We start from the raw sequence: 24,918 nt of genomic DNA, 5'->3' as shown, positions 1-24,918 counted from the left end.
CTTCAGCACTGCCGACAGGATCGGCAAAGCGTGTTACCGGAAGACACACGCGGCGACGCCGATTCGATTCCACAATCCTGAACTGGACGGTATAGTCCACCGCGTGAACCCGGCCTACCTCCCCGTTGCCCTCGACGCACGCGATGAGCGCGTGTTCGATGCCGTGCGCGAGCTGTTGGCCCAGCAGGGCATGCAGATGAGCATGGACGCTGTGGCCCAGCATGCCGGCTGCTCCAAGCAGACCCTGTATTCGCGCTACGGCAACAAGCAGGAACTGCTGCGCCGGGTGATGCAGCGCCATGTCGGCCACGCTACCGGAGCCATGGTTCGTGCACTCCGCACTGACGACCTGCGTGCCAGCCTGCTCCAGTTCGCCACCGACTTCCTGGAGCATTTCAACCAACCGCACGTAGGGCAGGCCTGTCGGCTGATCGCCGCCGACGCGGCCCAGTTTCCCGAAGAGGCGCGTACGCTGTACCGGCATGGCGCCGGCGCGCTGACGCTTCATCTTGCTGAATGGATTGAAACCGTTTGCATGCGTGGCCAGCTCCGGCATGACGACCCGCACTTCATGGCCGAACTGCTGCTGAGCATGATCGCCGGTCAGGATTTCGACAAACAGCGTTTCCATACCCCCCATCGTGATGACGCGCAGCTGCGTCGGCGCTGGGCAGAGTTCTCCGTCGACAGCTTCCTGCGCGCGTTCGCGCCTCAGCCGTCGGCGGCCCCGTCTTCAAACCAACCCCGGAGTTCCTCCTGATGACCGCCCCACTCCGCACCCTTGCCCTGACGTGCGCCGTTGCTGTCGCGCTGGCTGCCTGCAAGAAGCCGGAACAGCAGACGCCCCCGCCGCCGGAGGTGGGCGTGATCGACGCCAAGCCGCAGACCCTGCCGCTGCAGCGTGAGCTGGTCGGCCGCCTGTCGCCGTTCCGCAGCGCCGACGTCCGCGCGCGCGTGCCGGGCGTACTGCTCAAGCGCGTCTACCAGGAAGGCTCGCAGGTCAAGCAGGGCCAGCCCCTGTTCCTGATCGACCCGGCGCCGCTGCGTGCTTCGCTCAATGCCTCCGAGGCCCAGCTGGCCTCGGCCCGCGCCACCTACGCCAACGCCAAGGTCGCCGCCGACCGCGCGCGTTCGCTGGCGCCGCAGCAGTTCGTCTCCAAGTCCGACCTGGACAACGCCGAATCGGCCGAGCGCACCGCGCTGGCCGCGGTCAAGCAGGCCGAAGCGGCGGTGACCTCTTCGCGCATCAACCTGGGCTACACCGAAGTGACCGCACCGATCAGCGGCGTGGCCAACAAGCAGCAGGTCACCGAAGGTGCGCTGGTCGGCCAGGGCGATGTGACCCTGCTGACCACCGTCGACCAGCTCGACCCGCTGTACGTCAACTTCTCGCTGAGCGTGGACGAGTTGACCCAGCTGCGCGCGCAGCAGGCCAAGGGTGCGCTGGCGCTGTCTGGTGACGGCAAGGCTACGGTCAACGTCAAGCTGGCCGACGGCAGCACCTACAGCGAACCGGGCACGCTGGACTTCTCTTCGACCACGGTCGACCCGGCCACCGGCGCGGTGTCGCTGCGCGCGCTGCTGCCGAACCCGCAGCAGATCCTGCTGCCCGGCGCCTTCGTCAGCTTCCAGGCCAACCTCGGCGAGCGCAACAACGCCTACCTGGTGCCGCAGCAGGCGCTGCTGCGCGACACCACCGGCGGCTACGTGATGGTGGTCGGTGCCGACGGCAAGGTGGTGCGCAAGAACGTGAAGACCGATGGCGCGCAGAACGGCAACTGGCTGGTCAGCGACGGCCTGGCCGCCGGTGACAAGGTGATCGTGGCCGGCGTGCAGAAGGTCAAGGAAGGTGCGCCGGCGGTGGCCAAGCCGTGGACCCCGGGGCAGGACGCCAACGGCAAGCCTGCCGCAGGCGGCGCCGCTCCGGCGGGCGCAGCACCGGCCGCAGGCAAGGCACCGGCCGACGCGGCCAAGCCCGAGCAGGCCGATGCGGCCAAGCCGGCCGCCAACGATTCGAACAAGCAGTAACGGGAACCTTCCGTCATGCCTAAATTTTTCATCGAACATCCAGTCTTCGCCTGGGTGGTTGCGATCCTGATCTCGCTCAGCGGCGTGATCGCGATCCTCAACCTGGGCGTGGAGTCCTATCCCAACATCGCCCCGCCGCAGGTCACCGTCTCGGCGACCTACCCGGGCGCCAGTGCGGACACCACCGAGAAATCGGTCACCCAGGTGATCGAGCAGCAGCTGACCGGTATCGATCACCTGCTGTACTTCAGCTCATCGTCCGCCTCCAACGGCCGCGCGCAGATCACCCTGACCTTCGAGACCGGTACCGATCCGGACATCGCCCAGGTGCAGGTGCAGAACAAGGTCTCGCTGGCCACGCCACGCCTGCCTTCGGAAGTGACCCAGCAGGGCGTGGTGGTGGCCAAGGCCAACGCCGGCTTCCTGATGGTGATCGCGCTGCAGTCCGATACGCCGGCCATCAACCGTGACGCCCTGAACGACATCGTCGGCTCGCGCGTGCTCGACCAGGTCTCGCGTATTCCCGGCGTCGGCAGCACCCAGCAGTTCGGTTCCGAGTACGCCATGAACATCTGGCTCAACCCGGAGAAGATGCAGGGTTATGGCCTGTCGGCCAGCCAGGTGCTCGCCGCGGTGCGTGCGCAGAACGTGCAGTTCGCCGCCGGTGCGCTGGGTTCGGACCCGTCGCCGGAAGGCCAGCACTTCACCGCCACGGTCTCGGCTGAAGGCCGCTTCAGTTCGCCGCAGGAGTTCGAGAACATCATCCTGCGGGCAAATCCGGATGGTTCGCGGGTGCTGATGAAGGACATCGCCCGCGTTGCCTTCGGTGCCAACAACTACGGTTTCGACACCCAGTACAACGGCAAGCCGACCGGTGCCTTCGCCATCCAGCTGCTGCCGGGCGCCAACGCCCTGAACGTGGCCGATGCGGTGCGCGCCAAGATGGACGAGCTGCAGCCCAGCTTCCCGTCCGGGGTGACCTGGTTCTCGCCGTACGACAGCACCACCTTCGTCAAGATCTCCATCCAGGAAGTGGTCAAGACACTGTTTGAAGCAGTGTTCCTGGTGTTCCTGGTGATGCTGATCTTCCTGCAGAACTTCCGCGCCACCCTGATCCCGACCCTGGTCATCCCGGTGGCCCTGCTCGGCACCTTCCTGGGCATGTGGATGATCGGCTTCACGATCAACCAGCTGACCCTGTTCGCGATGGTGCTGGCGATCGGCATCGTGGTCGATGACGCGATCGTGGTGATCGAGAACGTCGAACGCATCATGACCGAGGAAGGCCTGGCGCCGAAGCCGGCCACGCAGAAGGCGATGACCCAGATCACCGGCGCGGTGGTGGCGATCACCGTCGTACTGGCCGCGGTGTTCATCCCGTCCGCCCTGCAGGGCGGCGCCGCCGGTGAGATCTACAAGCAGTTCGCGCTGACCATCGCCATCTCGATGGCGTTCTCGGCGTTCCTGGCTCTGGGCTTCACCCCGGCGCTGTGCGCGACCTTCCTCAAGCCGACGCACAACGACAACCCGAACATCATCTACCGCACCTTCAACAAGTACTACGACAAGATCAGCCATACCTATGTGGGGCACATCACTTCGGCGGTGCGCCATGCACCGCGCTGGATGATCCTGTTCGTGGTGCTGACCGCACTGTGCGGCTTCCTGTTCACCCGCATGCCGGGCAGCTTCCTGCCGGAAGAAGACCAGGGCTATGCGCTGGCGATCGTGCAGCTGCCGCCGGGCTCGACCAAGGGCCAGACCAACGAAGTGTTCGCGCAGATGCGTGGCATCCTGGAAAAGCAGGATGGCTATGAAGGCATGCTGCAGGTGGCCGGTTTCAGCTTCGTCGGTTCCGGCGAGAACGTCGGCATGGGCTTCATCCGCCTGAAGCCATGGGAGGAACGCAAGTTCACCGCGCCCGAGTTCATCCAGAACATGAACGGCGCGTTCTACGGCATCAAGGAAGCGCAGATCTTCGTGGTCAACCTGCCCACCGTGCAGGGCCTCGGCCAGTTCGGCGGCTTCGACATGTGGCTGCAGGACCGCAGCGGTGCCGGCTACGAGCAGCTGACCCAGGCGCGCAACATCCTGCTTGGCCAGGCTGCGCAGAAGCCCGACCATCTGGTGGGCGTACGCCCGAACGGCCTGGAAAACGCCCCGCAGCTGCAGCTGCATGTCGACCGCGTGCAGGCGCAGTCGATGGGCATGTCGGTGTCGGACGTGTACAGCACCATCCAGCTGATGCTGGCCCCGGTGTACGTGAACGACTTCTTCTACGAAGGCCGCATCAAGCGCGTGACCATGCAGGCCGATGGTCCGTACCGCACCGGCCAGGAATCGCTGAAGAGCTTCTACAGCCCCTCCAGCCTGACCAAGAACGCCGATGGCACCAGTTCGATGATCCCGCTCAATACGGTGGTCAAGTCCGAATGGGTGTCGGCACCGCCGTCGCTGAGCCGCTACAACGGCTACTCGGCGATCAACATCGTCGGCTCGCAGGCACCGGGCACCAGCTCGGGTGAGGCGATGCAGACCATGGAAGGCATCGTCAACGACGATCTGCCGGCTGGCTTCGGCTACGACTGGTCGGGCATGTCCTACCAGGAAATCCTGGCCGGCAACGCGGCGACGCTGCTGCTGGTGCTGTCGATCGTGGTGGTGTTCCTGTGCCTGGCCGCGTTGTATGAAAGCTGGTCGATCCCGGTGGCGGTGCTGTTGGTGGTGCCGCTTGGCGTGCTTGGCGCCCTCGGCCTGTCGATGCTGCGTGGCCTGCCGAACGATCTGTTCTTCAAGATCGGCCTGATCACCGTGATCGGCCTGGCCGCCAAGAACGCGATCCTGATCGTGGAGTTCGCGGTGGAGCAGCGCGCAGCAGGCAGGACCCTGCGCGATGCCACCATCGAGGCGGCACGCCTGCGTTTCCGACCGATCCTGATGACCTCGTTCGCGTTCATCATGGGCGTGATTCCGATGGCGATCTCCACCGGCGCCGGCGCCAACTCCCGCCACGCCATCGGTACCGGCGTGATCGGCGGCATGCTGTTCGCCACCCTGCTCGGCCTGCTGATGATCCCGGTGTTCTTCGTGGTCGTGCGCCGCATGCTGGGTGACAAGCTGGATGAGTCCTCCAAGGAATTCATGGAGCGCCAGCGCGACGCGGAAGCCGCGCATCGTCCGGATCGTTGATCCGGTAGTGAGTTGAAACGAAAAGGCCCCGGAGCGATCCGGGGCCTTTTCATTCGTGCCATGAAGCCGGTAGTCGCCAACCTTGGTTGGCGCCGCTGGATCCATGCCAACCAAGGTTGGCGCATGCCAAGCCGGCGTCTCAGCGCAGCAGTGCAACCACCACGCACACCACCACGAGAGCCAATGCAGCCCATTGCATCGGCACAAAGAAGAAATGATGGGGTGCAGCCATACCCTTCTGCCGGGGCGCACGGTTGAGCCACAAACCCAGCAATACGTTCACCGCTGCGCCGATGCCTGCACCCAACAGAACCTGGGGCAGCGGCGTGTTGCCCCTGGAGCCTTCATGCGGAAAGAAGTACGCCAGCAGCAGGATGGCTGCAATCGGCGTCACCAGCGTCATGAATCCCCAACCTCGATAGATCATCTTTGCAGACCGCGTAAAAACCGGCTTGCATTGGACCAGATCGGGTATCGCTCGGCCAAGAAGACCGTGTATCCACGCATGGCGTGGATCTACTGGCCGCGCCGCCGTTGCAGCGGCGCGGCCGGTCGAACTCAGCGCAGCCCGGTCTCGTTGCGGGCGATCACCAGGCGCTGGATTTCCGAGGTGCCCTCGTAGATCTCGGTGATCTTGGCATCACGGAAGTAGCGCTCCAGCGGCATTTCCTTCGAGTATCCCATGCCGCCATGAATCTGCACGGCCTGATGGGTGATCCACATCGCCGCTTCCGAGGCCGTCAGCTTGGCCACCGCCGCTTCGGTGCTGAAGCGCTTGCACTGGCCCTTCACCCACGCCGCGCGCAGGGTCAGCAGCAGCGCTGCGTCCAGCTTGCACTTCATGTCGGCGATCTTGGCCTGGGTCATCTGGAAGGTACCAATGGCCGCGCCGAACGCCTTGCGCTCCTTCACGTACTCCAGGGTCGCTTCATAGGCGGCACGGGCGATGCCGATGGCCTGCGAGGCGATACCGATGCGGCCAGCATCGAGCACGCTCATGGCGATCTTGAAGCCCTCGCCTTCCTGGCCCAGCACGTCTTCAGCCTGCGCCACGTAGTCGTTGAACTCGATCTCGCAGGTGGCCGAGGCGCGGATGCCCAGCTTCGGCTCGGTCTTGCCGCGGCCGAAGCCGGCCTTGTCGGTGTCGATGAGGAAGGCGGTGATGCCGCGTGCGCCCTTGTCCGGCTCGCTCATCGCGAACAGCACGATGTACCTGGCCACCGGGCCGGAGGTGATCCAGCTCTTCTTGCCATTGATGACAAAGGTGCCGTCTGCCTGCTTCACCGCGCGGCAGCGCATGGCCGTGGCGTCGGAGCCGGACTGCGGCTCGGTCAGCGCAAACGCGCCGATGGCCTCGCCCTCGGCGATGGCACGCACGTAGGTCTGCTTCTGCTGCTCGGTACCGTGGGTGAGGATGCCATTGCAGAACAGCGAGTTGTTGACCGACATGATGGTCGAATGGGCCGCGTCGGCGGCGGCGACCTCCACCATCGCCAGCACGTACGCCACCGGGTCCATGCCCGCGCCACCGTATTCGGTCGGCACTTCGATGCCCATCAGGCCGTTCTCGCCCAGCAGGCGGATGTTGTCGAGCGGGAACTCGCCGGTACGGTCATGGTGCTCCGCGCTCGGGGCGATCTTCTCCTGCGCGATGCGCCGCGCAACGTCCTGCAGCATCAACTGCTCTTCGGTAAAGCTGAAATCCACAACACCCTCCCGGGTACATGAAGTTATGGGCTACATACGGCGCGCCCAGGTGCCCCGATTGTACCGGGGCCCGGCTGTTTCCGTACGCTGGCGACTTGACCGCGACGGGCCCTTTCAGCGAATATATCTCTATATCGCGATAGGTAGATATTTATGGATCTTGAAGACTGGTCGACCCGCCTGAAGGTGTTCGCCGATGCGACCCGCGTGCGCCTGCTGGCGCTGCTGGAGCAGGAGGAACTGACCGTGGCCGAACTGTCGGCGATCACCCGGCTGGCACAGCCGCGCGTCTCCACCCACCTGGCGCGCCTGAAGGAAGCCGGCCTGGTCCGCGACCGCCGTGCGGGCGTATCGGCCTATTACCGCTTCGACGAGGCCCAGCTGGACCCGGCGCAGCGTGCATTGTGGCATGCCTTGAGCAACGGAAGCGATGACCCGCTGCTGCGCCAGGACGCTGAACGCGTCGCTGCCGTGCTGGCCCACCGCGCCTCCGACCAGAACTGGGCCGACAGCGTGGCCGGCGACATGGAACGCCACTACTCCCCGGGGCGCACCTGGGAAGCCCTCGCCCGCACCGCGCTGCCGCTGCTGGAGACCGGCGACGTGCTGGACATCGCCTCTGGTGACGGCGTGCTGGCCGAACTGGTGGCCCCGCATGCCAAGCGCTACATCTGCATCGATACCAGCGCGCGCGTGGTTGCCGCCGCCAGCGAGCGCCTGCGCCGCCTGCCCAATGTGGAAGTGCGCGAGGGCGACATGCATGCGCTGCCGTTCAAGGACGGCAGCTTCGACCTGGTGGTGCTGATGCATGCGCTGACCTACGCCAGCAAACCGGCGCAGGCGGTGACCGAAGCCGCGCGCGTGCTGCGCTCCGGCGGCCGCCTGCTGCTGTGCAGCCTGGCCCGCCACGAGCACAAGGCGGCGGTCGAGGCCTACGGCCACGTCAACCTCGGCTTCAGCGACAAGGAGCTGCGCAGGTTCGTCGACAAGGCCGGCCTGCAGGTATCCAGCCTGGAGACGGTCACCCGCGAAAAGCGTCCGCCGCACTTCGAAGTGATTTCACTGATCGCCAACAAGCCCTGAGCCCGAGATCGCCATGCCTGCCCTGCCCTGGTTGCATCCTGATCGTGCCAACGCCCTGCTCGACGCCCTGCGCGAGCGGATCCTGATCATCGACGGCGCGATGGGCACCATGATCCAGCGCCATGGCCTGCAGGAAGACGACTACCGCGGCGAGCGCTTCGCCGGTGGCTACGATCATGTGCATGGCCCCGCTTGCGACCACGCCGTGCAGGAAGGGCATGACCTGAAGGGTAACAACGATCTGCTGCTGCTGACCCGGCCGCAGATCGTCGCCGAGATCCATACCGCCTACCTGGAAGCGGGCGCGGATCTGGTCGAGACCAACACGTTCAACGCCACGTCGGTCAGCCAGGCCGACTACCACCTCGAACACCTGGTGTACGAACTGAACAAGGCTGGCGCAGCGGTGGCACGCGCCTGCTGCGATACGGTAGCCGCAACCACACCAGGCAAGCCACGCTTCGTGATCGGGGTGATCGGCCCGACCAGCCGCACCGCCTCGATCAGTCCCGATGTCAACGATCCGGGCTTCCGCAACACCAGCTTCGACGAGCTTCGCGACACGTACCGCGAAGCCATTGACGGCCTGATCGACGGCGGCGCCGACACCATCATGGTCGAGACCATCTTCGACACGCTCAATGCCAAGGCCGCGCTGTATGCACTGGAGGAGGCCTTCGATGCACGCGGTGCAAGGTTGCCGGTGATGATCTCCGGCACCATCACTGATGCCTCGGGACGCACGCTGTCCGGGCAGACCGCCGAGGCCTTCCACGCGTCGCTCGCGCATGCGCGCCCATTGTCGATCGGCCTGAACTGCGCACTGGGTGCCGATGCGATGCGCCCGCACGTGGAAACCCTTTCGCAGGTCGCCGACTGCTACGTCAGCGCGCACCCCAACGCAGGCCTGCCCAATGCCTTCGGCGAGTACGACGAGACGCCCGAGGACATGGCCAGCACCCTGCGCGGTTTCGCCGAGGATGGCCTGTTGAACCTGGTCGGTGGCTGCTGTGGCTCCACCCCTGACCACATCCGCGCAATCGCCGAGGCCGTGGCCGGGCTGCCGCCGCGCGCCCTGCCCGGTGTCCAGGAGCAGGCCGCATGAATGTCGCCGCCACCGTTCCGCACTTCCCGCCCTATTGCTGTTGAGCCGACGCCTGCCATGACGCCTGTCCGCCCTACCCGCCTGTCCGGCCTGGAACCTCTGGTCATCACTCCGGACCTGCTGTTCATCAACGTCGGCGAACGCACCAACGTCACCGGCAGCGCGCAGTTCCGCAAGCTGGTCAAGGAAGGCCGCTACGAAGAAGCGGTGGACGTGGCCCGCCAGCAGGTGGCCAGCGGTGCGCAGATCCTCGACGTCAACATGGACGAGGGCCTGATCGATTCGGAAGCGGCGATGACCCGCTACCTCAACCTGATCATGTCCGAGCCGGACATCGCCCGTATTCCGGTGATGGTCGACTCCTCCAAGTGGAGCGTGATCGAGGCCGGCCTGAAGTGCCTGCAGGGCAAGAGCGTGGTCAATTCGATCTCGCTGAAGGAAGGCGAGGCGCTGTTCCGCGAGCACGCACGCAAGGTCCTGCGCTATGGCGCGGCCGCGGTGGTGATGGCATTCGACGAAAGCGGCCAGGCTGACACCTGCGCACGCAAGGTCGAGATCTGCACCCGCGCCTACCGCATCCTGGTCGACGAGATCGGCTTCCCACCGCAGGACATCATCTTCGACCCGAACATCTTCGCCGTCGCCACCGGCATCGAAGAGCACGACAACTATGCGGTGGACTTCATCGAAGCCACCCGCATCATCAAGCAGACGCTGCCGCACTGCCATGTGTCCGGCGGTGTTTCCAACGTCTCGTTCTCGTTCCGCGGCAACGAAACGGTGCGCCAGGCCATCCACTCGGTGTTCCTGTACCACGCCATTGCCGCCGGCATGGACATGGGCATCGTCAACGCCGGCGCCATGCCGATCTACGACGAACTGGAACCGGAACTGCGCGAGCGCGTGGAGGATGTGATCCTCAACCGCCGCAGCGATGCCACCGAGCGCCTGCTGGAAATCGCCGAGCGCTACAAGGGCAAGAAGGGCGCGGCGAAGACCGAAGACCTCGCCTGGCGCGAGAAGCCGGTGGCGCAGCGCCTGGCGCACGCGCTGGTGCACGGCCTGGATGCCTTCGTGGAAGAAGACACCGAACTGGCCCGGCAGGCGTCCAGCCGCCCGCTGGACGTGATCGAAGGTCCGTTGATGGATGGCATGAACGTGGTCGGCGACCTGTTCGGCGCCGGCAAGATGTTCCTGCCGCAGGTGGTGAAATCCGCGCGCGTGATGAAGAAGGCCGTGGCCTACCTGCTGCCCTACATCGAGGCAGAGAAGGCGCGCAGTGGAGACACCGCCAAGAGCAACGGCAAGATCATCATGGCCACGGTGAAGGGGGATGTGCATGACATCGGCAAGAACATCGTCGGCGTAGTCCTGGCCTGCAACAACTTCGAGGTGGTCGACCTTGGCGTGATGGTGCCGGCGCAGAAGATCCTCGATGCCGCGCGCGAGCACAACGCCGACCTGATCGGCCTGTCCGGCCTGATCACTCCATCACTGGAAGAGATGAGCCACGTGGCCCGGGAGATGCAGCGCCAGGGCTTCGACCTGCCGCTGCTGATCGGTGGAGCGACCACCTCGCGCGCGCACACCGCGCTGAAGATCGACCCACATTACAAGGCGCCCACGGTGTGGGTGAAGGACGCCTCGCGCGCGGTCGGCGTCGCCCAGTCGCTGATCTCGCGTGACCTGCGCGAGGCCTTCGTAGCCGCCAACGAGGCCGACTATGCCGAGATCCGCGCGCGTCATCGCAACCGTGGCGATGCCAAGCGCCTGGTTTCTCTGGAACACGCGCGTGGGCAGAAATTCCAGGGCGGCTGGGACACCTACACGCCGCCGGCACCGAACCAGCCCGGCCTGCACGTATTTGACGACTACCCGCTGGCCGAACTGGTCGACTACATCGACTGGACGCCGTTCTTCCAGGCCTGGGAGCTGGCCGGCAAGTTTCCGGCCATCCTCACCGACGAGATCGTCGGCACCCAGGCCAGCGATCTGTACAGGGACGCCCGCGCGATGCTCGAGCGCATCGTCAATGAGAAATGGCTGACCGCCAAGGCCGTGTTCGGCCTGTGGCCGGCCAACAGCATCGGCGACGACGTGCGCGTGCAGCACCCGCAGGGCGAAACCACCCTGCACTTCCTGCGCCAGCAGGTGGACAAGCCGGCCGAGCGCCCGGATTTCTGCCTGGCCGATTTCATCGCCCCGGCCGACAGCGGCAAGCAGGATTGGATCGGCGCCTTCGCCGTCACTGCCGGCATCGGCATCGACGCGCACGTAGCGCGCTTCGAAGCCGACCACGATGACTACAACGCGATTCTGCTGAAGGCCCTCGCCGATCGCTTCGCCGAAGCGCTGGCCGAGCGCCTGCACCAGCGCGTGCGTACCGAATTCTGGGGCCATGAGCACGCCGAGACGCTGGACAACGAGGCGCTGATCGACGAGGAGTACCGTGGCATCCGCCCGGCACCGGGTTACCCCGCCTGCCCGGAGCACAGCGAAAAGCGACGCCTGTTCGACCTGCTGCAGGCCGAAGCCAACGCCAGCATGGAACTGACCGAGAGCTTCGCGATGCTGCCTACGGCGGCCGTTTCGGGCTACTACTTCAGCCATCCGCAGAGCCAGTACTTCGTGGTCGGCCGCCTCAGCCGCGAGCAGGTCAGCGACTACGCCCGCCGCAAGGGCGTGGACCGCGCCCAGGCCGAGCGCTGGCTGGCCTCCAACCTCGACTATGACCCCGAATGACACAAAAAGGGGACGGAGGGGATTAAGTCGTTTGTGCCTAAAACGACTTAATCCCCTCCGTCCCCTTTTCGCTTCATCATTGCGCTGGGCTTTGACGGTTTCTCGTCCGGTGTCGTTTGCCCTGGTCGGCGCACTGCTGTGCTTCTTCGCACCGAGCCTGCCACTGATCCGCGCACGCCGGAGCCGCTTCAAGGCCTGACGCCGGCGCGGTCCTACTGCTGCAGCAGTACCTGCTGCAGCGACGGCAGCAGCACACGGTTGCCATGCGCGCTGAGGTGATCGCCATCGAAGAACAACGGCCGGCCATCGCGCTGCGCCGGGCACAGCACGTCATCACACAGCACCGGCATCGGATCCCACAGCACACCCCCTGGCAGGCCATCGACCACCTGCTGCAGGCTGCCCAGCATCGGCGCACGCAGCGTTTCCATCGCCTCACGCGTGCTGTCCAGGCCGTTGCGGCAGACCTCGTTGCGTGAATTGAAGCGGTCAGAGCAGCGATACGGCGGCGCCGGCAGCACCGGTTTGGGCGCCTCCAGCACAATTCGCACACCGCGCTCGGCCAACGGTTTCCACTGGGTGATCGCCTCGGCCACTTCGGCCTCGCGTCCTGCAGTGGCTTCCGGGGTCAGCTCGCCCGCCAGCTGCGCCTGCGCATCGAACAATACGAACTGATCGGACAAGCGCGGTATCCGCAGCGACACCAGCACCACGGCATCACCTGGCTGCGCACGCTGCGTGACATCGGCGAGCATCGCTGCGTCGAAATCACTGCAACCGGCACCCGCGCCGCGCCACTTCTGCAGGCTCACCTGCGGGCATCCACCACGACCGTAGAGAATCACCTCCGAGCCACTCTCAAGCGCCAGCCGCTGCAGCAGCTCGATGTAGGCCATTGCATGCGAATCGCCAGCAACGAACACCTGCTTCGGCGCACCGGCGGGCGCCGGCCGATCGCAGTCACCACGCGCATAGGTCCGCATGCTGCCACCTTCGAAGCGTCGCTTGGTGGTCACCAGGCTGCAGTCGGGATAGTCGCCTGCCACGCTCTTGCCGTTGGGATACCAGTCGCCGGGATGCCGACTGACCGTGCTCAGTGATATCCGCGGTGCCTGCAGGTACAGCAGCGTCTGGGTGCCGGCCGCGACCAGCAGCACAGCCGAACCTGCCAGCACCCAGCGACCCGGGCGCAGACGCTGCGCCAAGGGGCCCCGGAACGGTTGCTCCACCCAGCGCCACGACAACCACGACAGCAGCAGCACCAGCGCCATCGCAGCGCTCATCTGCAGGGGTGTCTGCAGGCCCACGGTCCAGCGCATCAGCACGAATACCGGCCAGTGCCACAGATACAGCGAGTACGACAGCAGGCCGATGGAGCGCATCGGCCTGCTGGCCAACAGGCGTGCCACCCAGGACCGGGGATGATGATGCAGCGCCCACAGCAGGCCTGCCGCCGCAAAGGTCGGCAGCAGGCCATCAGGCCACGGCGAACGTCCGGCCCGTGCGGTCCACAATGCCCAGCACAGCAAGGCCAGCGCCACCATCGCGAGCAGCGAGAACACGGGCGCAGCGCGCTTCAGTGCAATCGTCGTCACCGCATCCACTGGCTGGCGAACATGCAGCAGCTGGAACAGCAGTACGCCAACACCCAGCTGCCACAGCCGCGTAGTGGTGGCGTAGAACGCCCACGATGGCGGCGCCTCGCGCAGGCCCAGCACCGCCGCATGCAGCAGCGACGCCGCGCTGACCACGGCAAACAGGCCAAGGCTGATCCAACGCCCGCGCACGCCGCGCGCCCAGGCCAGGAACAGCAGCGGGAACAGCAGGTAGAACTGCTCCTCCACGCCCAGCGACCAGGTATGGGTATAGGGATTGAATTCGGCCTTGGGCGCGAAATAATCGTTGCCGATCAGCGCCAGCACCCAGTTGCTGAAGCCGAAGAATGCCATCAGCCCGGTCTTGTCACTGGCCTCGCTGAGCCAGGACTCGGGAATGAACAGCACGCTGCCGACAGCGGTCAACAGCAGGCAGCTGATCAGCGCAGGTGCGATGCGGCGGATGCGGCGCGAATAGAAGCGCAGCATCGACTGCCACAGCGACAACGGCGGCAGCCGGTGCACCGACGCGCTGACCACGAACCCGGAAATGACGAAGAACACGTCTACGCCGGTGAACCCGCCCGGCAACCAGGCCGGGTCCAGGTGGAACACGATGACGGCCAGCACGGCAATCGCGCGCAGGCCGTCAATGTGCGGCACGTAGCCGCGGCTTGGATCAGCGGTCATCCCTTCCCCCCAACCGCGGAGGCAGTGCCGTCCGCGGTGGTTGCGCCTTTACCAGACCAGGTCGTCCGGCACCTGGTACTGCGGATCCGCATACGGATCTTCCTCGGCCGGCGCATTCGGATCGACCTTCAGCGCCACCGAGGCAGCGAACACCGCCTCGGACTGTGCCAGCACGTCGGCCGTTACCAGCAGGTAGCGGCCATTGAGCTGGACCACACCCAGCTCACCGGCATTGAGCGCGGTCAGCTGTTCGGCGGTCACATAGATGCGCTTGATCTTGCCGCCATACGGGAAGTGGCGGGCGATGTCCGCTGCCTCGGCGTTGAGGCTCTTGTCCTTCAGCAGTTCTTCCAGCTTGGCCTTCGCCTCGCGGCGCACGCGTGCTTCTTCCTGCTTCAGGCGCTCGGTCTCGATGCGCTCTTCCTTCTCCCGCTGCGCCCGGATGGCATAGGCCTTGGCCAGGTCCATCTCTTCGGTGCTGCGCGGCTTGCGCGGGCCCTGCTGGCCCTGGCCACCGCGCGCATGCCCGCCGGGCTTGCCCGCGCCATGGCCCTGCCCACGACGCTCACCGGGCTTGTGCTCGCCCTTGCCTGCGCCCTGCGGCTTTCCATTGCCGTTGCCGTTGCCACCCTTGCCCTGCGGGCGGCCATCACGGCGGGGGCCATCATTCTTGCGCTCGGGCTTGGGCGCGGGCTTGAAGCCCAGGCCCATCAGCTGGTCGCGGAGGGTATCGCTCATAGGATTCGGATCAGTAGTGCGGCGGCGGCGGTTCGCTCGCCGGATCGGAAGAATTCAGTGCGTTGCGGACCTTGCCCAGGTCTTCCAGCAGCACGCGCAGCACATCGGCGTTGCGCATGCCCTGCATGCGGGCATCAGCCAGCGCGTCGCTCAGCTCGGCCAGCGCCTGTTCCTGGAAGGACACGCGCATTTCCAGCTCGACCAGGCGCGCTTCCAGCGCCTGCTCGCGTTCAGTGGGCAGATCAGACATGCAACGAGCGCCCCCGGCCAATGCCGTAGTACGCAAGACCTGCGGCTTCCACTTCGCCCGGCTCATACAGGTTGCGGCCGTCGAACACCGCCGCATCCTTCAGCTGCTCGCGCAGCTTCTGGAAGTCGGGGCTGCGGAACTGCTTCCACTCGGTGACCACCACCAGCGCGTCGGCACCCTGCAGCGCTTCATCGGCACTGTTGCAGAACACCAGGTCATCGCGTTCGCCGAAGATGCGCTGCGACTCGTGCATCGCCTCCGGATCGTAAGCACGCACCGTCGCACCGCCTTCCCACAGCTGCGCCAGCAGTCGACGGCTGGAGGCCTCACGCATGTCGTCGGTGTTCGGCTTGAAGGCCAGACCCCATACGGCGAAGGTCTTTCCACGCACGCCCTCGTCCTCGCCCTTGTCGTAATGACGCTGGATGAGGGCAAACAGATGACCCTTCTGCGCATCGTTGACCGCTTCAACCGCATTGAGCAGCTTCGGCTCAAGGCCATACTGCTGGGCGGTACGGGCCAATGCCTGCACGTCCTTGGGGAAGCACGAGCCGCCGTAACCGGCACCCGGATAGATGAAGTGCCAGCCGATGCGTGGATCCGAACCAATGCCCTGGCGGACCTGCTCGACATCGGCACCGACGCGTTCAGCGATGTTGGCGATTTCATTCATGAACGAAATCTTGGTCGCCAGCATCGCATTGGCGGCGTACTTGGTCAGTTCGGCCGAACGCACGTCCATTTCCACCACGCGGTCGTGGTTGCGGTTGAACGGCGCGTACAGGCGACGCATCACCGCCACCGACTCTTCGTTCGCCGCACCGATGATGATGCGGTCCGGGCGCATGCAGTCCGCAACCGCATCGCCTTCCTTCAGGAATTCCGGGTTGGACACCACGTCGAAGGCGATGTCCGCGCCACGCGCGGCCAGCTCTTCGGCAATGGCGGCACGCACCTTGTCGGCGGTGCCGACCGGCACCGTCGACTTGTTCACCACCACGGTCGGCACACTCATGTGCCGACCAATGGTTCGGGCTACGGCAAGCACGTATTGAAGATCGGCACTGCCATCCTCGTCCGGCGGCGTACCAACGGCGATGAACACCACCTGGCCGTGATCGATGGCGGCCGCGGCATCCGTGGTGAACGCCAGCCGCGCTGCGGCATGATTGGCCTTCACCATCGGCTCCAGGCCGGGTTCATAGATCGGGATGATGCCCTGGTTGAGGCCATCCACCTTGGCCTGGTCGATATCGACACAGACCACCTGATGACCAACATCGGCCAGGCAGGTACCGGTCACCAGTCCAACGTAGCCGGTACCAAAAATCGCAACGCGCATATCCGTATTCGCTCCTGAATGACTTACGGCAGAACGCCCAGCAGCTCGACGTCGAACGTCAGAGTCGCGTTCGGGCCGATCGGGCCGCCCGGGGTGCCGTTCTCACCGTAGGCGAGTTCGCCCGGGATCCAGAAGCGGTACTTCGAACCGACCGGCATCAGCGCGACGCCTTCGGTCCAGCCCTTGATCACCTGGTCCAGGCCGAACTCGGCCGGCTGGCGGCCGTAGGAACTGTCGAACACGGTGCCGTTGAGCAGCTTGCCTTCGTAGTTCACGCGCACCTTGCTGCTCGGCAGCGGGCGCTCGCCGCTACCCGGGCGGATCACCTGGTACTGCAGGCCCGACGAGGTGGTCACCACGCCCGGCTGGGTCTTGTTCTTGGCCAGGAATGCGTTGCCTTCCGTGCGGTTGGTCTGCGCAGCCTGGGCGGCCTTGGCCTGCATTTCAGCCTGCTTGGCACCCATGAAGGCCTGGATGGTGGCGGTCGCGTCAGCTTCCGTCATCTTCGGCTGGCCCTTGGTCAGGCCGGTGCTGATTGCGTCAAACAACGAGGCGACATCGATATCGTCCTTCAGCTGCGCCAGCGACGGACCCACCGAGTAGGAGCCGATCATCTGCGACACCTTGACGCGGTCGACCTTCGGCGGCTGCGAGCCCGGTGCCACGCCCGGCACCTGCTGGCCGCTGCGGGCCATAACGACCTGGCGCAGGGCGGCATCGGTGGCCTTGGCCTGTTCCTGGGTGATCTGCGGCTGCAGGCCCTCGAACGAACGCTCAACGGCGGTGCGCAGGGCGGCCACATCGATCTCATCGGCGATCGGGGTGAACGACTTGGCGACATCAAGGCCGATGGCGTAGCCGAGCTTCTGCTTGGGGGAATTCAAGGTTGCGGTCTCCTTGGCGGCTGCGGGGGCAGCCGGTTGTTGCGACAGAGCGACACCCGAAGTGCCCATCGCCAGAATCAGAACCGACGCCGCGGCGCCGCGCATTCCCATCTTCATTCGCTGCATTCCTGGAAGTGTCTGGGCGCCGACGTCGGCGCGAAAAGAAACATTGTCGCACGCATGCCGTCGATGTCGAGGCATGCGTGCCGGATATCAATGCGTGGCGGCTGCCGCCAGCGCCTTGTCGATGGCCGCGGTCAGCTGCGGATCGTCCGGCGTCACCTTGCTGGCGAACTGGGCAATGACCTTGCCATCGCGGCCCACGAGGTACTTGTGGAAGTTCCAGGCCGGCGCAACGCCGGTCGCTGCGGTCAACCGCTGGTACAGCGGCGTGGCCTGCGTGCCGACCACATGCACCTTCTCGAACATCGGGAACTTGACGCCGTAGGTCAGGGTGCAGAAGTCCTGGATCTGCTTCTCGTCACCCGGTTCCTGGCCCTTGAAGTCATTGGAAGGAAAGCCCAGCACCGCAAAACCGCGGCCTGCATAGCGCTTCTGCAGCGCCTCCAGCCCTTCGTACTGCGGCGTGTAGCCACACTTGCTGGCGGTGTTGACCACCAGCAGCACCTGCCCGTGATAGCGCTGCTGCAGATTCACCTGCTGCTTGCTGGCCAACGGCCGGTATTCCAGATCGAGCAGGTCGGCCGCCAGCGCACTGGCGGAACCGGCGGCGCCGGCCACCATCAGGGCCAGCAGGGACAGGCCGCGCAGGCGGCACGGGGAAACGGTCGGCAGGGGCATCAGAGGCGGTCCGCGGTAGCCATTCACAAGGCCCGGCCAGTGCTGGCCGGGAATCGGCCGAACTATAGCACCGGGCTCTGGAGCCCCTGATGGCACAGGTCCACCCCGGGCTTTGCGCGGCGTGGCGAATGTGCTGCCCGGGCGCCATCGAAGGCGCAGTGATGACATAGCATGGACATCACTGAATGGAAGGTCGCCCCGAAAAGCCCCCTGCAGAAGATTCATTTCCCTTTTAAATCAATCGACTAAAGGGATGTTTCAGCAATCTGACCACCCCTGCCATCAGTTGGGGACGGCAAGGGGTTGCACGTAGGCGTGCCGGTGTTATAGTTGCATACAACACCAGTCACCTGAGACAGGGGGAAGCCATGAACGTCCGGATCCGTCGCAACCTCACCGCACCCGCGGCCGTCGCTGTTTCGACCCTGCTCGTGCTGGCCTGGTGGGCCACGCCCACCGCCCCTGTTTCCGCCGCTGCTGAAAGTGCGCAGGACGCGACTCTCTCCCCCGCAGGGAACGCCCCCTCCTCCTCCCCCCCTCCCCCGCGTCGGCTGCACAGCGCGCTGTCCATGCCGTATTTCTCGTTCGCCCAGCCGCTGACCCCACGGAGCTGAATATGAGCGACATCCAGTGGAGCGACGGCGCTCCCATCTACCGTCAGTTGAAGGAGCGCGTGATCGCCATGATGCTCGACGGAATCCTCAAGCCGGGCGATGCCCTGCCTTCGGTGCGCCAGGTGGCCGCCGACTATCAACTCAACCCCATCACCGTTTCGCGCGCTTACCAGGAGCTGGCCGACGAAGGCCTGGTCGAGAAGCGCCGCGGCCTGGGCATGTTCATGACCGAGCAGGCGGCCACGCAGCTGCGCAGCAGCGAACGCGACCGTTTCCTCAACGAAGAATGGCCGGCGGTTCTGGAGCGCATCCAGCGCCTGGGCCTGAGCCTCGACGAATTGCTGCCCCAGGGGAAAGTCTGATGAATAGCACTGCAAGTGAGTCGGTCATCACCGCCCGAGGCCTGCGCAAGGCCTACAAGACCACGGTCGCCCTCGACAACGCCAGTTTCAGCATTCCAAGCGGGCGCATCGTCGGCCTGATCGGGCCCAATGGCGCCGGCAAGACCACCGCGCTGAAGGCCATTCTTGGGCTGACCTCGGTGGAGGGTGAACTGAGCGTGCTCGGCCGCGACCCGCGACTGCACCGCGACGAACTGATGAACGACATCTGCTTCATCGCCGACGTCGCCGTGCTGCCGCGCTGGCTGAAGGTGCGCGAGGCGATCGATTTCGTGGCCGGCGTCCACCCGCGCTTCGACCGCGCCCGCTGCGAGCGCTTCCTGGCCAACACCAAGCTGCAGCCGAAGCAGCGCGTGCGCGAGCTGTCCAAGGGCATGATCGTGCAGCTGCACCTGGCGCTGGTGATGGCCATCGATGCCCGCATCCTGGTGCTGGACGAGCCGACCCTCGGCCTGGACATCCTGTACCGCAAGGAGTTCTACCAGCGCCTGCTGGAAGACTACTTCGACGAACAGAAAACCATCATCGTCACCACCCACCAGGTGGAGGAGATCGAGCACATCCTCAGCGACGTGATGTTCATCCGCGATGGCCGCATCGTGCTCGACGCGGAAATGGACGACGTCGGCCAGCGCTATACCGAGCTGCTGGTCAATGCCGACCAGCTGGACACCGCGCGCGCCCTGAAGCCGATCGACGAGCGCAGCCTGGCGTTCGGCAAGACGGTGATGCTGTTCGATGGCGTGCCGCGCACCCAGCTTTCCTCTCTCGGCGAGACCCGCATCCCGGGCCTGGCCGACCTGTTCGTCGCCATCATGAAGGGGACCTACGCATGAATGCCATCAAGCACCCCATCAGCCCGATCGGCACCCTGCGCTGGCTGCTCAAGCGCGAGTACTGGGAGAACCGCGGCGGCTTCCTGTATGCCCCGTTGATCGCGGGCCTGATCTCACTGGTGATGAGCATCGCCGGCATTGCCTTCGGCCTGTTCGCGCTGAACCGTGCGGCACGCGACGGCGGCCTGCACATCGATGGCGAGAACGTGAACATCAACGGCCTGAACCTGGCCCTGCTCACCCGTGACATCAGTGCCAAGGACCTTGCTGATCTTGGCAACGGCCTGGACCTGACTCTGGTACTCAGTTCAAGCTGGCCGTTCGTGGTGCTGGCCTTCGTCGTGTTCTTCTACTGCCTGGGCGCCCTGTACGACGATCGCCGCGACCGCAGCATCCTGTTCTGGAAGTCGTTGCCGCTGTCGGACACGCAGACCGTGCTGTCCAAAGTGATCAGCGCACTGATCGTGGCACCGTTGATCGCGGTCATCGCCGGCATCCTCACCATGTTCGGCTTCATGCTGATCATCAGTGCCGTCGCGCTGCTGCACGGTGGCAGCCCGATGACCCTGATCTGGGGCCCGGCCAGCCCGCTGACCCTGGCCGCTGGGCACCTGTCCTGGATTCCGGTCTATGCCCTGTGGGCCCTGCCCACCGCCGGCTGGCTGTTGCTGTGCTCGGCATGGGCCAGGAGCAAGCCGTTCCTGTGGGCGGTAATGTTGCCGCTGTTTGCCGGCATCATTGTCAGCTCCACCAAGATGATGCCGCTGTTCGGCCTGACCACCGGCTGGTTCTGGCAGAACATCGTCGGCCGCCTGCTGCTGGGCGGCGTGCCCGGCATGGACCTGCTGTATCGCCTCGGCGCCGACGAAGCATCGCACCGCGATCTGGACTCGGTCGTCAGCCTGATGTCCCCCGCCTCGCAGCTGAAGTCGCTGGCGATGCCGGAGCTGTGGATCGGCGCCGTCGTCGGTGCAGTGTTCATCTTCCTTGCCATCCGCCTGCGCAAGCGCGCCGGCGAGATCTGATCCCATCCATCCGGAGGCACCACCCATGCGTTCTTTGCTCGCCTGTTCTGCGTTGTTGCTGTTGCCGTTGTCGGCGCTGGCCGCCGATGCTCCGAACTGCAAGTTCACTGCCGCCCGCGCACTGAAGCTGGACGTGGCTGGTGCCAGGACGGTGGTGTTCGAGGTCAATCAGCATGACCTGAAGGTGGTCGCCAGCGCTGGCGGCGGCCAGCTGGACGGCCGCGCCTGCGCGTCCAGCCAGGAATGGCTGGACCAGCTGGTGCTGGAGCAGCGCAAGGTCGGCGACAAGCTGGTGGTGAGCCTGCGCCGCGACGGCCGCCAAAGCGGCATCAGCCTGGGCAACAGCTACGCCTGGCTGGATATCCGTGGCAGCGTGCCGGACAACATGCCGCTGCAGTTCAAGATCGGCTCGGGCGATGCCAGCGTGGAGAACGCACAGTCGCTGAGCGTGGATGTGGGTTCCGGTGATGCCGTGGTCCGCGGTACCCGCGGCAGCATCCACGCTGCAGTGGGTTCGGGCGACCTCAACATCGATGGCGGCAGCTCCCTGAATCTGCTGTCGCTGGGTTCCGGCGACGTCACCGTACGCAACATCAGCGGCGATGCCAGCACCGGTACCGTCGGCTCCGGTGACCTGAAGATCAGCGATGTGCGTGGCAACGCGCGGCTGGATACCGTGGGCTCGGGTGATATCGAGTTCAAGCGCGTGCAGGGCAGCGTTGAAGTGGGCGTGGTCGGCTCCGGCGGGGTCGATCTGGCCGACATCGGCGGCAATGTGCATGTCCGCAGCCACGGCTCGGGCGACATCAACGTCGACGGCGTGCGCGGCACCCTGACCGTCGACCACAGCGGCAGCGGTGACGTCGATCATCGCAACGTCAGCGGCCGGGTCACTCTGCCGCGCAGCAAGTAAACCCTCTTCCAGACACTACCAGGGGAACACCATGAACCTGTTGCGCCTGTTGCCCACTGTGCTGCTGTCCCTGCCGCTGATCGCCTGCGGCGGCACGTCGTCAGCACCCGACAAGACCGTTGGCAAGAGTGTGGCCGAAGCCACAGGCGGCGTCGGCGAGACCGTCAGGAACGCCATGGACGATGCCCGCAAGGATATCGCCCAGGGCAACATCAAGATCTCGGCGGACAAGCAGCCGCGTGCGGAGATCACGCCGGATGGCCGCCTGCTGATCGCGGGCAAGGAGATCGCCGCCAACGATATCCAGCGCCGTCATCTGCAGGACTACCGCGGCCACGTGGTCGCCATCGCGATGGACGGCATGGATGTCGGCCTGGCCGGCGCCAAACTGGGTGCCAGTGCTGCCGGCGAAGCGCTGAAGGGCATTTTCAGCGGCGACAGCGAAGGTGTTGAAAAGCGCATCAATGCCGAAGCCGAGAAGATCGAAGCCCAGGCCAAGCGCATCTGCGACCGCCTTCCGGCGATGCTGGCCAGCCAGCAGGCGCTCGCACGTGAACTGCCGGCATTCAAGCCCTACGCGACCATGGACCAGAGCGACGTGGACGACTGCGGCAAGGACACCGTGGTCCAGCGCTAGGCCTGTGACAGATCAGCGCACCCGGCCGGCAGCGGCGTCCGGCTGCCGGCCGTAGTGCGCCGCCCGGCTTACAATGGCGGCCCCGGACGCCCCCGAACCGAATGTCATGAAGAAGTTGTTTCTGCTGTTGACCGCCCTGCTCTGCCTTGGCCTGGCCGGCTGTGACCAGGAGTACCGCAACCACCGCGCCGAGCGTGGCAAGCCCAAGATTTCCGTCAGCGAAGGCATGGTCACCGTGCGTCGCCCGCCCGCGCCGAACATCATCATCCTCGCCGACGGCACGATGAAGATGGACGAGATCCAGATTCCGCTGGACGACGGGCAGAAACAGATGCTGCAGACCATGTTCGGCAAACTGCAGGTGCTGCGCCAGAACACCCTGGTGGCCGCACCGGCCGATCCCAACATGCAGCCGGTGAAGATCCAGCCGCCGGAGGGCATGGACGTGATTCCGGCGGACCTGATCCAGCGCATCCCGGAGTTCAAGGATTACACCGACACCTTCGGCAACATCGTCGCCGACCGTCGCTGAAAAAAAACGCCGCCCAAAGGGCGGCGTTTCTGCTTTCTGTAGAGTCGAGCCACGCTCGACTCCGGAACAACAGTCGAGCATGGCTCGACTCTACAACCGGCCGATCAACCGCCGGCGCCGCCGCCACCGGCCTGGATGCCACCGGCGGTCAGCGCGGTCGGGTCCAGCAGGCGACGCAGCTCGGCCTCCTCCAGTCCACTGTCCTCCAGCGCCACATCCAGCACCGGGCGCTGTTCCTTGTACGCACGCTTGGCAATCGCCGCAGCCTTCTCGTAGCCGATGATCGGGTTGAGGGCGGTAACCAGGATCGGGTTGCGCGCCAGCGCCTCGGCAACGCGGTCCTCGCGCACCTTCAGCCCGGCAATCGCACTGTCGGCCAGCAGGGTGGACACGTTGGCCAGCAGGCCGATGCCATCGAGCAGGTTCACTGCGATCAGCGGCAGGGTGACGTTGAGCTGGAAGTTGCCGGTCTGCCCGGCCACGGTGATCGCAGTGTGGTGACCGATCACCTGTGCACAGGCCATCACCGTCGCTTCCGGAATCACAGGGTTGACCTTGCCCGGCATGATCGAGCTGCCCGGCTGCAGCGCCGGCAGTTCGATCTCGCCCAGCCCGGCCAGCGGACCGGCGTTCATCCAACGCAGGTCGTTGGCGATCTTGATCAGCGCCACCGCCAGCGCATTGAGCTGACCGGAAAGCTCCACCGCGTCGTCCTGTGCGGCCAGGCCTTCGAACTTGTTCTCGGCACTGTCGAACTTGAAACCGGTCTGCTGCTTCAGTGCCTTGGCCACCTGTGCACCGAAGCGCGGATCGGCATTGATGCCGGTGCCGATGGCGGTGCCACCCAGCGGCAGCCGGCGCACGCGCTTGAGGCTGTCTTCGATACGCTCCTGCGCCGACGCCAGCTGCGCCGACCACGCGCCGAATTCCTGCTCGAAGGTCAGCGGCATCGCATCCATCAGGTGGGTGCGGCCGGTCTTGACCACCTTGCGCAGGCTGCGGCCCTTCTTGTCCAGGGTCTTGCGCAGGTGCACCAGCGCCGGCAGCAGCTGCTCATGCGTCGCCAACACCGCCGACACCCGCAACGCGGTCGGAATCACGTCGTTGGAGCTCTGCCCCTGGTTGACGTGGTCATTGGGGTGCACACTGGTCTTGCCCGCCTTGCCGGCACGGTTGGCCAGGGTGGCGATGACCTCATTGGCATTCATGTTCGACGACGTGCCAGAACCCGTCTGGTAGACATCGATCGGGAACTGCGCGTCCCAGTTGCCGGCGGCCACTTCGGCGGCAGCGGTCTGGATGGCCTTGGCCACGTTCTTCGGCAGGTGGCCCAGTTCTGCGTTGACGCCCGCGGCGGCGCCCTTGACCAGGCCCAGGGCACGGATGAAACCGCGCGGCATGCGCTGGCCCGACACCGGGAAGTTCTGCACGGCACGCTGGGTCTGGGCGCCCCACAGGGCGTCCGCAGGCACCTGCAGCTCGCCCATGCTGTCGTGTTCGATTCTGAAACCCTTGCTTGCAGCTTTGCTCATTGCATCAACTCCGCACTACTTCAGTTGGGGAAAGGGAAGCGGCGGCTGGCAGGGTGTCGCTTCCCGGGCTGGCGGCTGCGCCAACGATACTCCCTTGCCCGCAGCGTGGGATGACGAGGGCGGGCCAGATCGTTTCATCCGCAGGGCCGATCTGCACGCGCAAGGGGTAGTGGCCGCCGCAGGCCAGCAAACCAAGGCCACGGGGGGCGGGGCGGGGTTCCGGCCCCCGGCCGGCCCCACCACCCCCGCCCGGGGGAGAAAATAGCCCCCCCCG

At 65.5% G+C, this 24,918-nt stretch carries 21 protein-coding genes; 12 read left to right on the top strand and 9 right to left on the bottom strand.

The features are described from left to right. Positions 1-103 precede the first annotated feature (103 nt). Genes ABE423_RS11840 through ABE423_RS11830 form a run of 3 tightly spaced genes read left to right on the top strand, consistent with a single transcriptional unit; the run spans position 104 to position 5,217 of the window. Positions 104-760 (top strand): TetR/AcrR family transcriptional regulator, encoded by a 657-nt coding sequence (locus ABE423_RS11840; protein WP_032127669.1) that lies wholly within the window; start codon positions 104-106, stop codon positions 758-760. Continuing rightward, the gene (locus ABE423_RS11835) at positions 760-2,028 is read left to right on the top strand and encodes an efflux RND transporter periplasmic adaptor subunit (RefSeq protein WP_293792733.1); all 1,269 of its coding nucleotides are present in this window, start codon (positions 760-762) and stop codon (positions 2,026-2,028) included. The genes ABE423_RS11840 and ABE423_RS11835 overlap by 1 nt, the downstream gene beginning before the upstream one ends. Positions 2,029-2,043: 15 nt before the next feature. Then, entirely contained in the window at positions 2,044-5,217 is a 3,174-nt protein-coding gene (locus ABE423_RS11830) for a multidrug efflux RND transporter permease subunit (protein WP_346486129.1), read from the top strand. A gap of 139 nt (positions 5,218-5,356) precedes the next feature. Here the strand turns inward: ABE423_RS11830 and ABE423_RS11825 are convergent, their stop codons facing one another. Next, positions 5,357-5,620 carry a hypothetical protein gene (locus ABE423_RS11825; protein ID WP_080355173.1) on the bottom strand — a complete coding sequence of 88 codons (264 nt, stop codon included), beginning with the start codon at positions 5,618-5,620 and terminating at the stop codon, positions 5,357-5,359. A gap of 155 nt (positions 5,621-5,775) precedes the next feature. Beyond that, a complete protein-coding gene (locus tag ABE423_RS11820) occupies positions 5,776-6,924 on the bottom strand; it encodes an acyl-CoA dehydrogenase family protein (protein ID WP_180837517.1) in 1,149 nt (382 codons plus the stop codon). A 153-nt stretch (positions 6,925-7,077) separates the two neighbouring features. Here ABE423_RS11820 and ABE423_RS11815 point away from each other — a divergent pair, with 153 nt between their 5' ends. Genes ABE423_RS11815 through metH form a run of 3 tightly spaced genes read left to right on the top strand, consistent with a single transcriptional unit; the run spans position 7,078 to position 11,854 of the window. Continuing rightward, complete coding sequence (locus tag ABE423_RS11815) at positions 7,078-8,007, top strand: metalloregulator ArsR/SmtB family transcription factor (RefSeq protein WP_032127664.1); 930 nt, start codon at positions 7,078-7,080, stop codon at positions 8,005-8,007. Positions 8,008-8,020: 13 nt separating this feature from the next. Then, positions 8,021-9,112 carry a homocysteine S-methyltransferase family protein gene (locus ABE423_RS11810; RefSeq protein ID WP_219630851.1) on the top strand — a complete coding sequence of 364 codons (1,092 nt, stop codon included), beginning with the start codon at positions 8,021-8,023 and terminating at the stop codon, positions 9,110-9,112. Positions 9,113-9,169: 57 nt separating this feature from the next. Then, complete coding sequence (metH, locus tag ABE423_RS11805) at positions 9,170-11,854, top strand: methionine synthase (protein ID WP_346486126.1); 2,685 nt, start codon at positions 9,170-9,172, stop codon at positions 11,852-11,854. Positions 11,855-12,066: 212 nt separating this feature from the next. Here metH and ABE423_RS11800 read toward each other — a convergent pair whose 3' ends face one another. The 6 genes from ABE423_RS11800 to ABE423_RS11775 all read right to left on the bottom strand — a co-directional run bounded on the left by ABE423_RS11800 (position 12,067) and on the right by ABE423_RS11775 (position 18,154). Continuing rightward, the gene (locus ABE423_RS11800) at positions 12,067-14,139 is read right to left on the bottom strand and encodes an acyltransferase family protein (RefSeq protein ID WP_346486124.1); all 2,073 of its coding nucleotides are present in this window, start codon (positions 14,137-14,139) and stop codon (positions 12,067-12,069) included. Positions 14,140-14,187: 48 nt separating this feature from the next. Continuing rightward, on the bottom strand, positions 14,188-14,877 hold the full coding sequence (locus ABE423_RS11795; RefSeq protein WP_032127660.1) for a DUF2058 family protein: 690 nt from the start codon (positions 14,875-14,877) through the stop codon (positions 14,188-14,190). Between the two features lie 10 nt (positions 14,878-14,887). Beyond that, the gene (locus ABE423_RS11790) at positions 14,888-15,127 is read right to left on the bottom strand and encodes a SlyX family protein (protein WP_019660397.1); all 240 of its coding nucleotides are present in this window, start codon (positions 15,125-15,127) and stop codon (positions 14,888-14,890) included. Further along, on the bottom strand, positions 15,120-16,469 hold the full coding sequence (locus tag ABE423_RS11785; RefSeq protein ID WP_032127659.1) for a UDP-glucose/GDP-mannose dehydrogenase family protein: 1,350 nt from the start codon (positions 16,467-16,469) through the stop codon (positions 15,120-15,122). The genes ABE423_RS11790 and ABE423_RS11785 overlap by 8 nt, the downstream gene beginning before the upstream one ends. Before the next feature lie 23 nt (positions 16,470-16,492). Beyond that, on the bottom strand, positions 16,493-17,470 hold the full coding sequence (locus ABE423_RS11780; RefSeq protein ID WP_019337358.1) for an FKBP-type peptidyl-prolyl cis-trans isomerase: 978 nt from the start codon (positions 17,468-17,470) through the stop codon (positions 16,493-16,495). Positions 17,471-17,566: 96 nt separating this feature from the next. Beyond that, positions 17,567-18,154, bottom strand: coding sequence for a glutathione peroxidase (locus tag ABE423_RS11775; protein ID WP_019337359.1), 588 nt, complete (start codon positions 18,152-18,154; stop codon positions 17,567-17,569). 616 nt (positions 18,155-18,770) lie between these two features. Here ABE423_RS11775 and ABE423_RS11770 point away from each other — a divergent pair. From ABE423_RS11770 to ABE423_RS11745, 6 genes are all read left to right on the top strand, one after another. Next, a complete protein-coding gene (locus ABE423_RS11770; RefSeq protein ID WP_006453095.1) occupies positions 18,771-19,130 on the top strand; it encodes a GntR family transcriptional regulator in 360 nt (119 codons plus the stop codon). Further along, positions 19,130-20,005 (top strand): ABC transporter ATP-binding protein, encoded by an 876-nt coding sequence (locus tag ABE423_RS11765; protein WP_032130455.1) that lies wholly within the window; start codon positions 19,130-19,132, stop codon positions 20,003-20,005. The genes ABE423_RS11770 and ABE423_RS11765 overlap by 1 nt, the downstream gene beginning before the upstream one ends. Beyond that, positions 20,002-21,030, top strand: a complete 1,029-nt coding sequence (locus ABE423_RS11760) for an ABC-2 transporter permease (protein ID WP_346486121.1) — start codon at positions 20,002-20,004, stop codon at positions 21,028-21,030. The genes ABE423_RS11765 and ABE423_RS11760 overlap by 4 nt, the downstream gene beginning before the upstream one ends. 25 nt (positions 21,031-21,055) lie before the next feature. Further along, entirely contained in the window at positions 21,056-21,943 is an 888-nt protein-coding gene (locus tag ABE423_RS11755) for a DUF4097 family beta strand repeat-containing protein (RefSeq protein ID WP_032130457.1), read from the top strand. A gap of 31 nt (positions 21,944-21,974) precedes the next feature. Next, positions 21,975-22,580 (top strand): hypothetical protein, encoded by a 606-nt coding sequence (locus ABE423_RS11750; RefSeq protein WP_071227453.1) that lies wholly within the window; start codon positions 21,975-21,977, stop codon positions 22,578-22,580. Between the two features lie 106 nt (positions 22,581-22,686). Beyond that, on the top strand, positions 22,687-23,112 hold the full coding sequence (locus ABE423_RS11745) for a hypothetical protein (protein WP_125892130.1): 426 nt from the start codon (positions 22,687-22,689) through the stop codon (positions 23,110-23,112). Positions 23,113-23,216: 104 nt separating this feature from the next. On the opposite strand, the gene ABE423_RS11740 is transcribed toward ABE423_RS11745, so the two are convergent. After that, positions 23,217-24,644 carry a class II fumarate hydratase gene (locus ABE423_RS11740; protein WP_049462122.1) on the bottom strand — a complete coding sequence of 476 codons (1,428 nt, stop codon included), beginning with the start codon at positions 24,642-24,644 and terminating at the stop codon, positions 23,217-23,219. Positions 24,645-24,918 lie beyond the last annotated feature (274 nt).

The organism is Stenotrophomonas sp. TWI1409, from assembly GCF_039673015.1.
In the GTDB taxonomy this organism is placed as follows: domain Bacteria; phylum Pseudomonadota; class Gammaproteobacteria; order Xanthomonadales; family Xanthomonadaceae; genus Stenotrophomonas; species Stenotrophomonas maltophilia_A.
The sequence above is the reverse complement of the archived record's forward strand: the minus strand, read 5'-3'. Positions and strand labels throughout refer to the sequence as shown.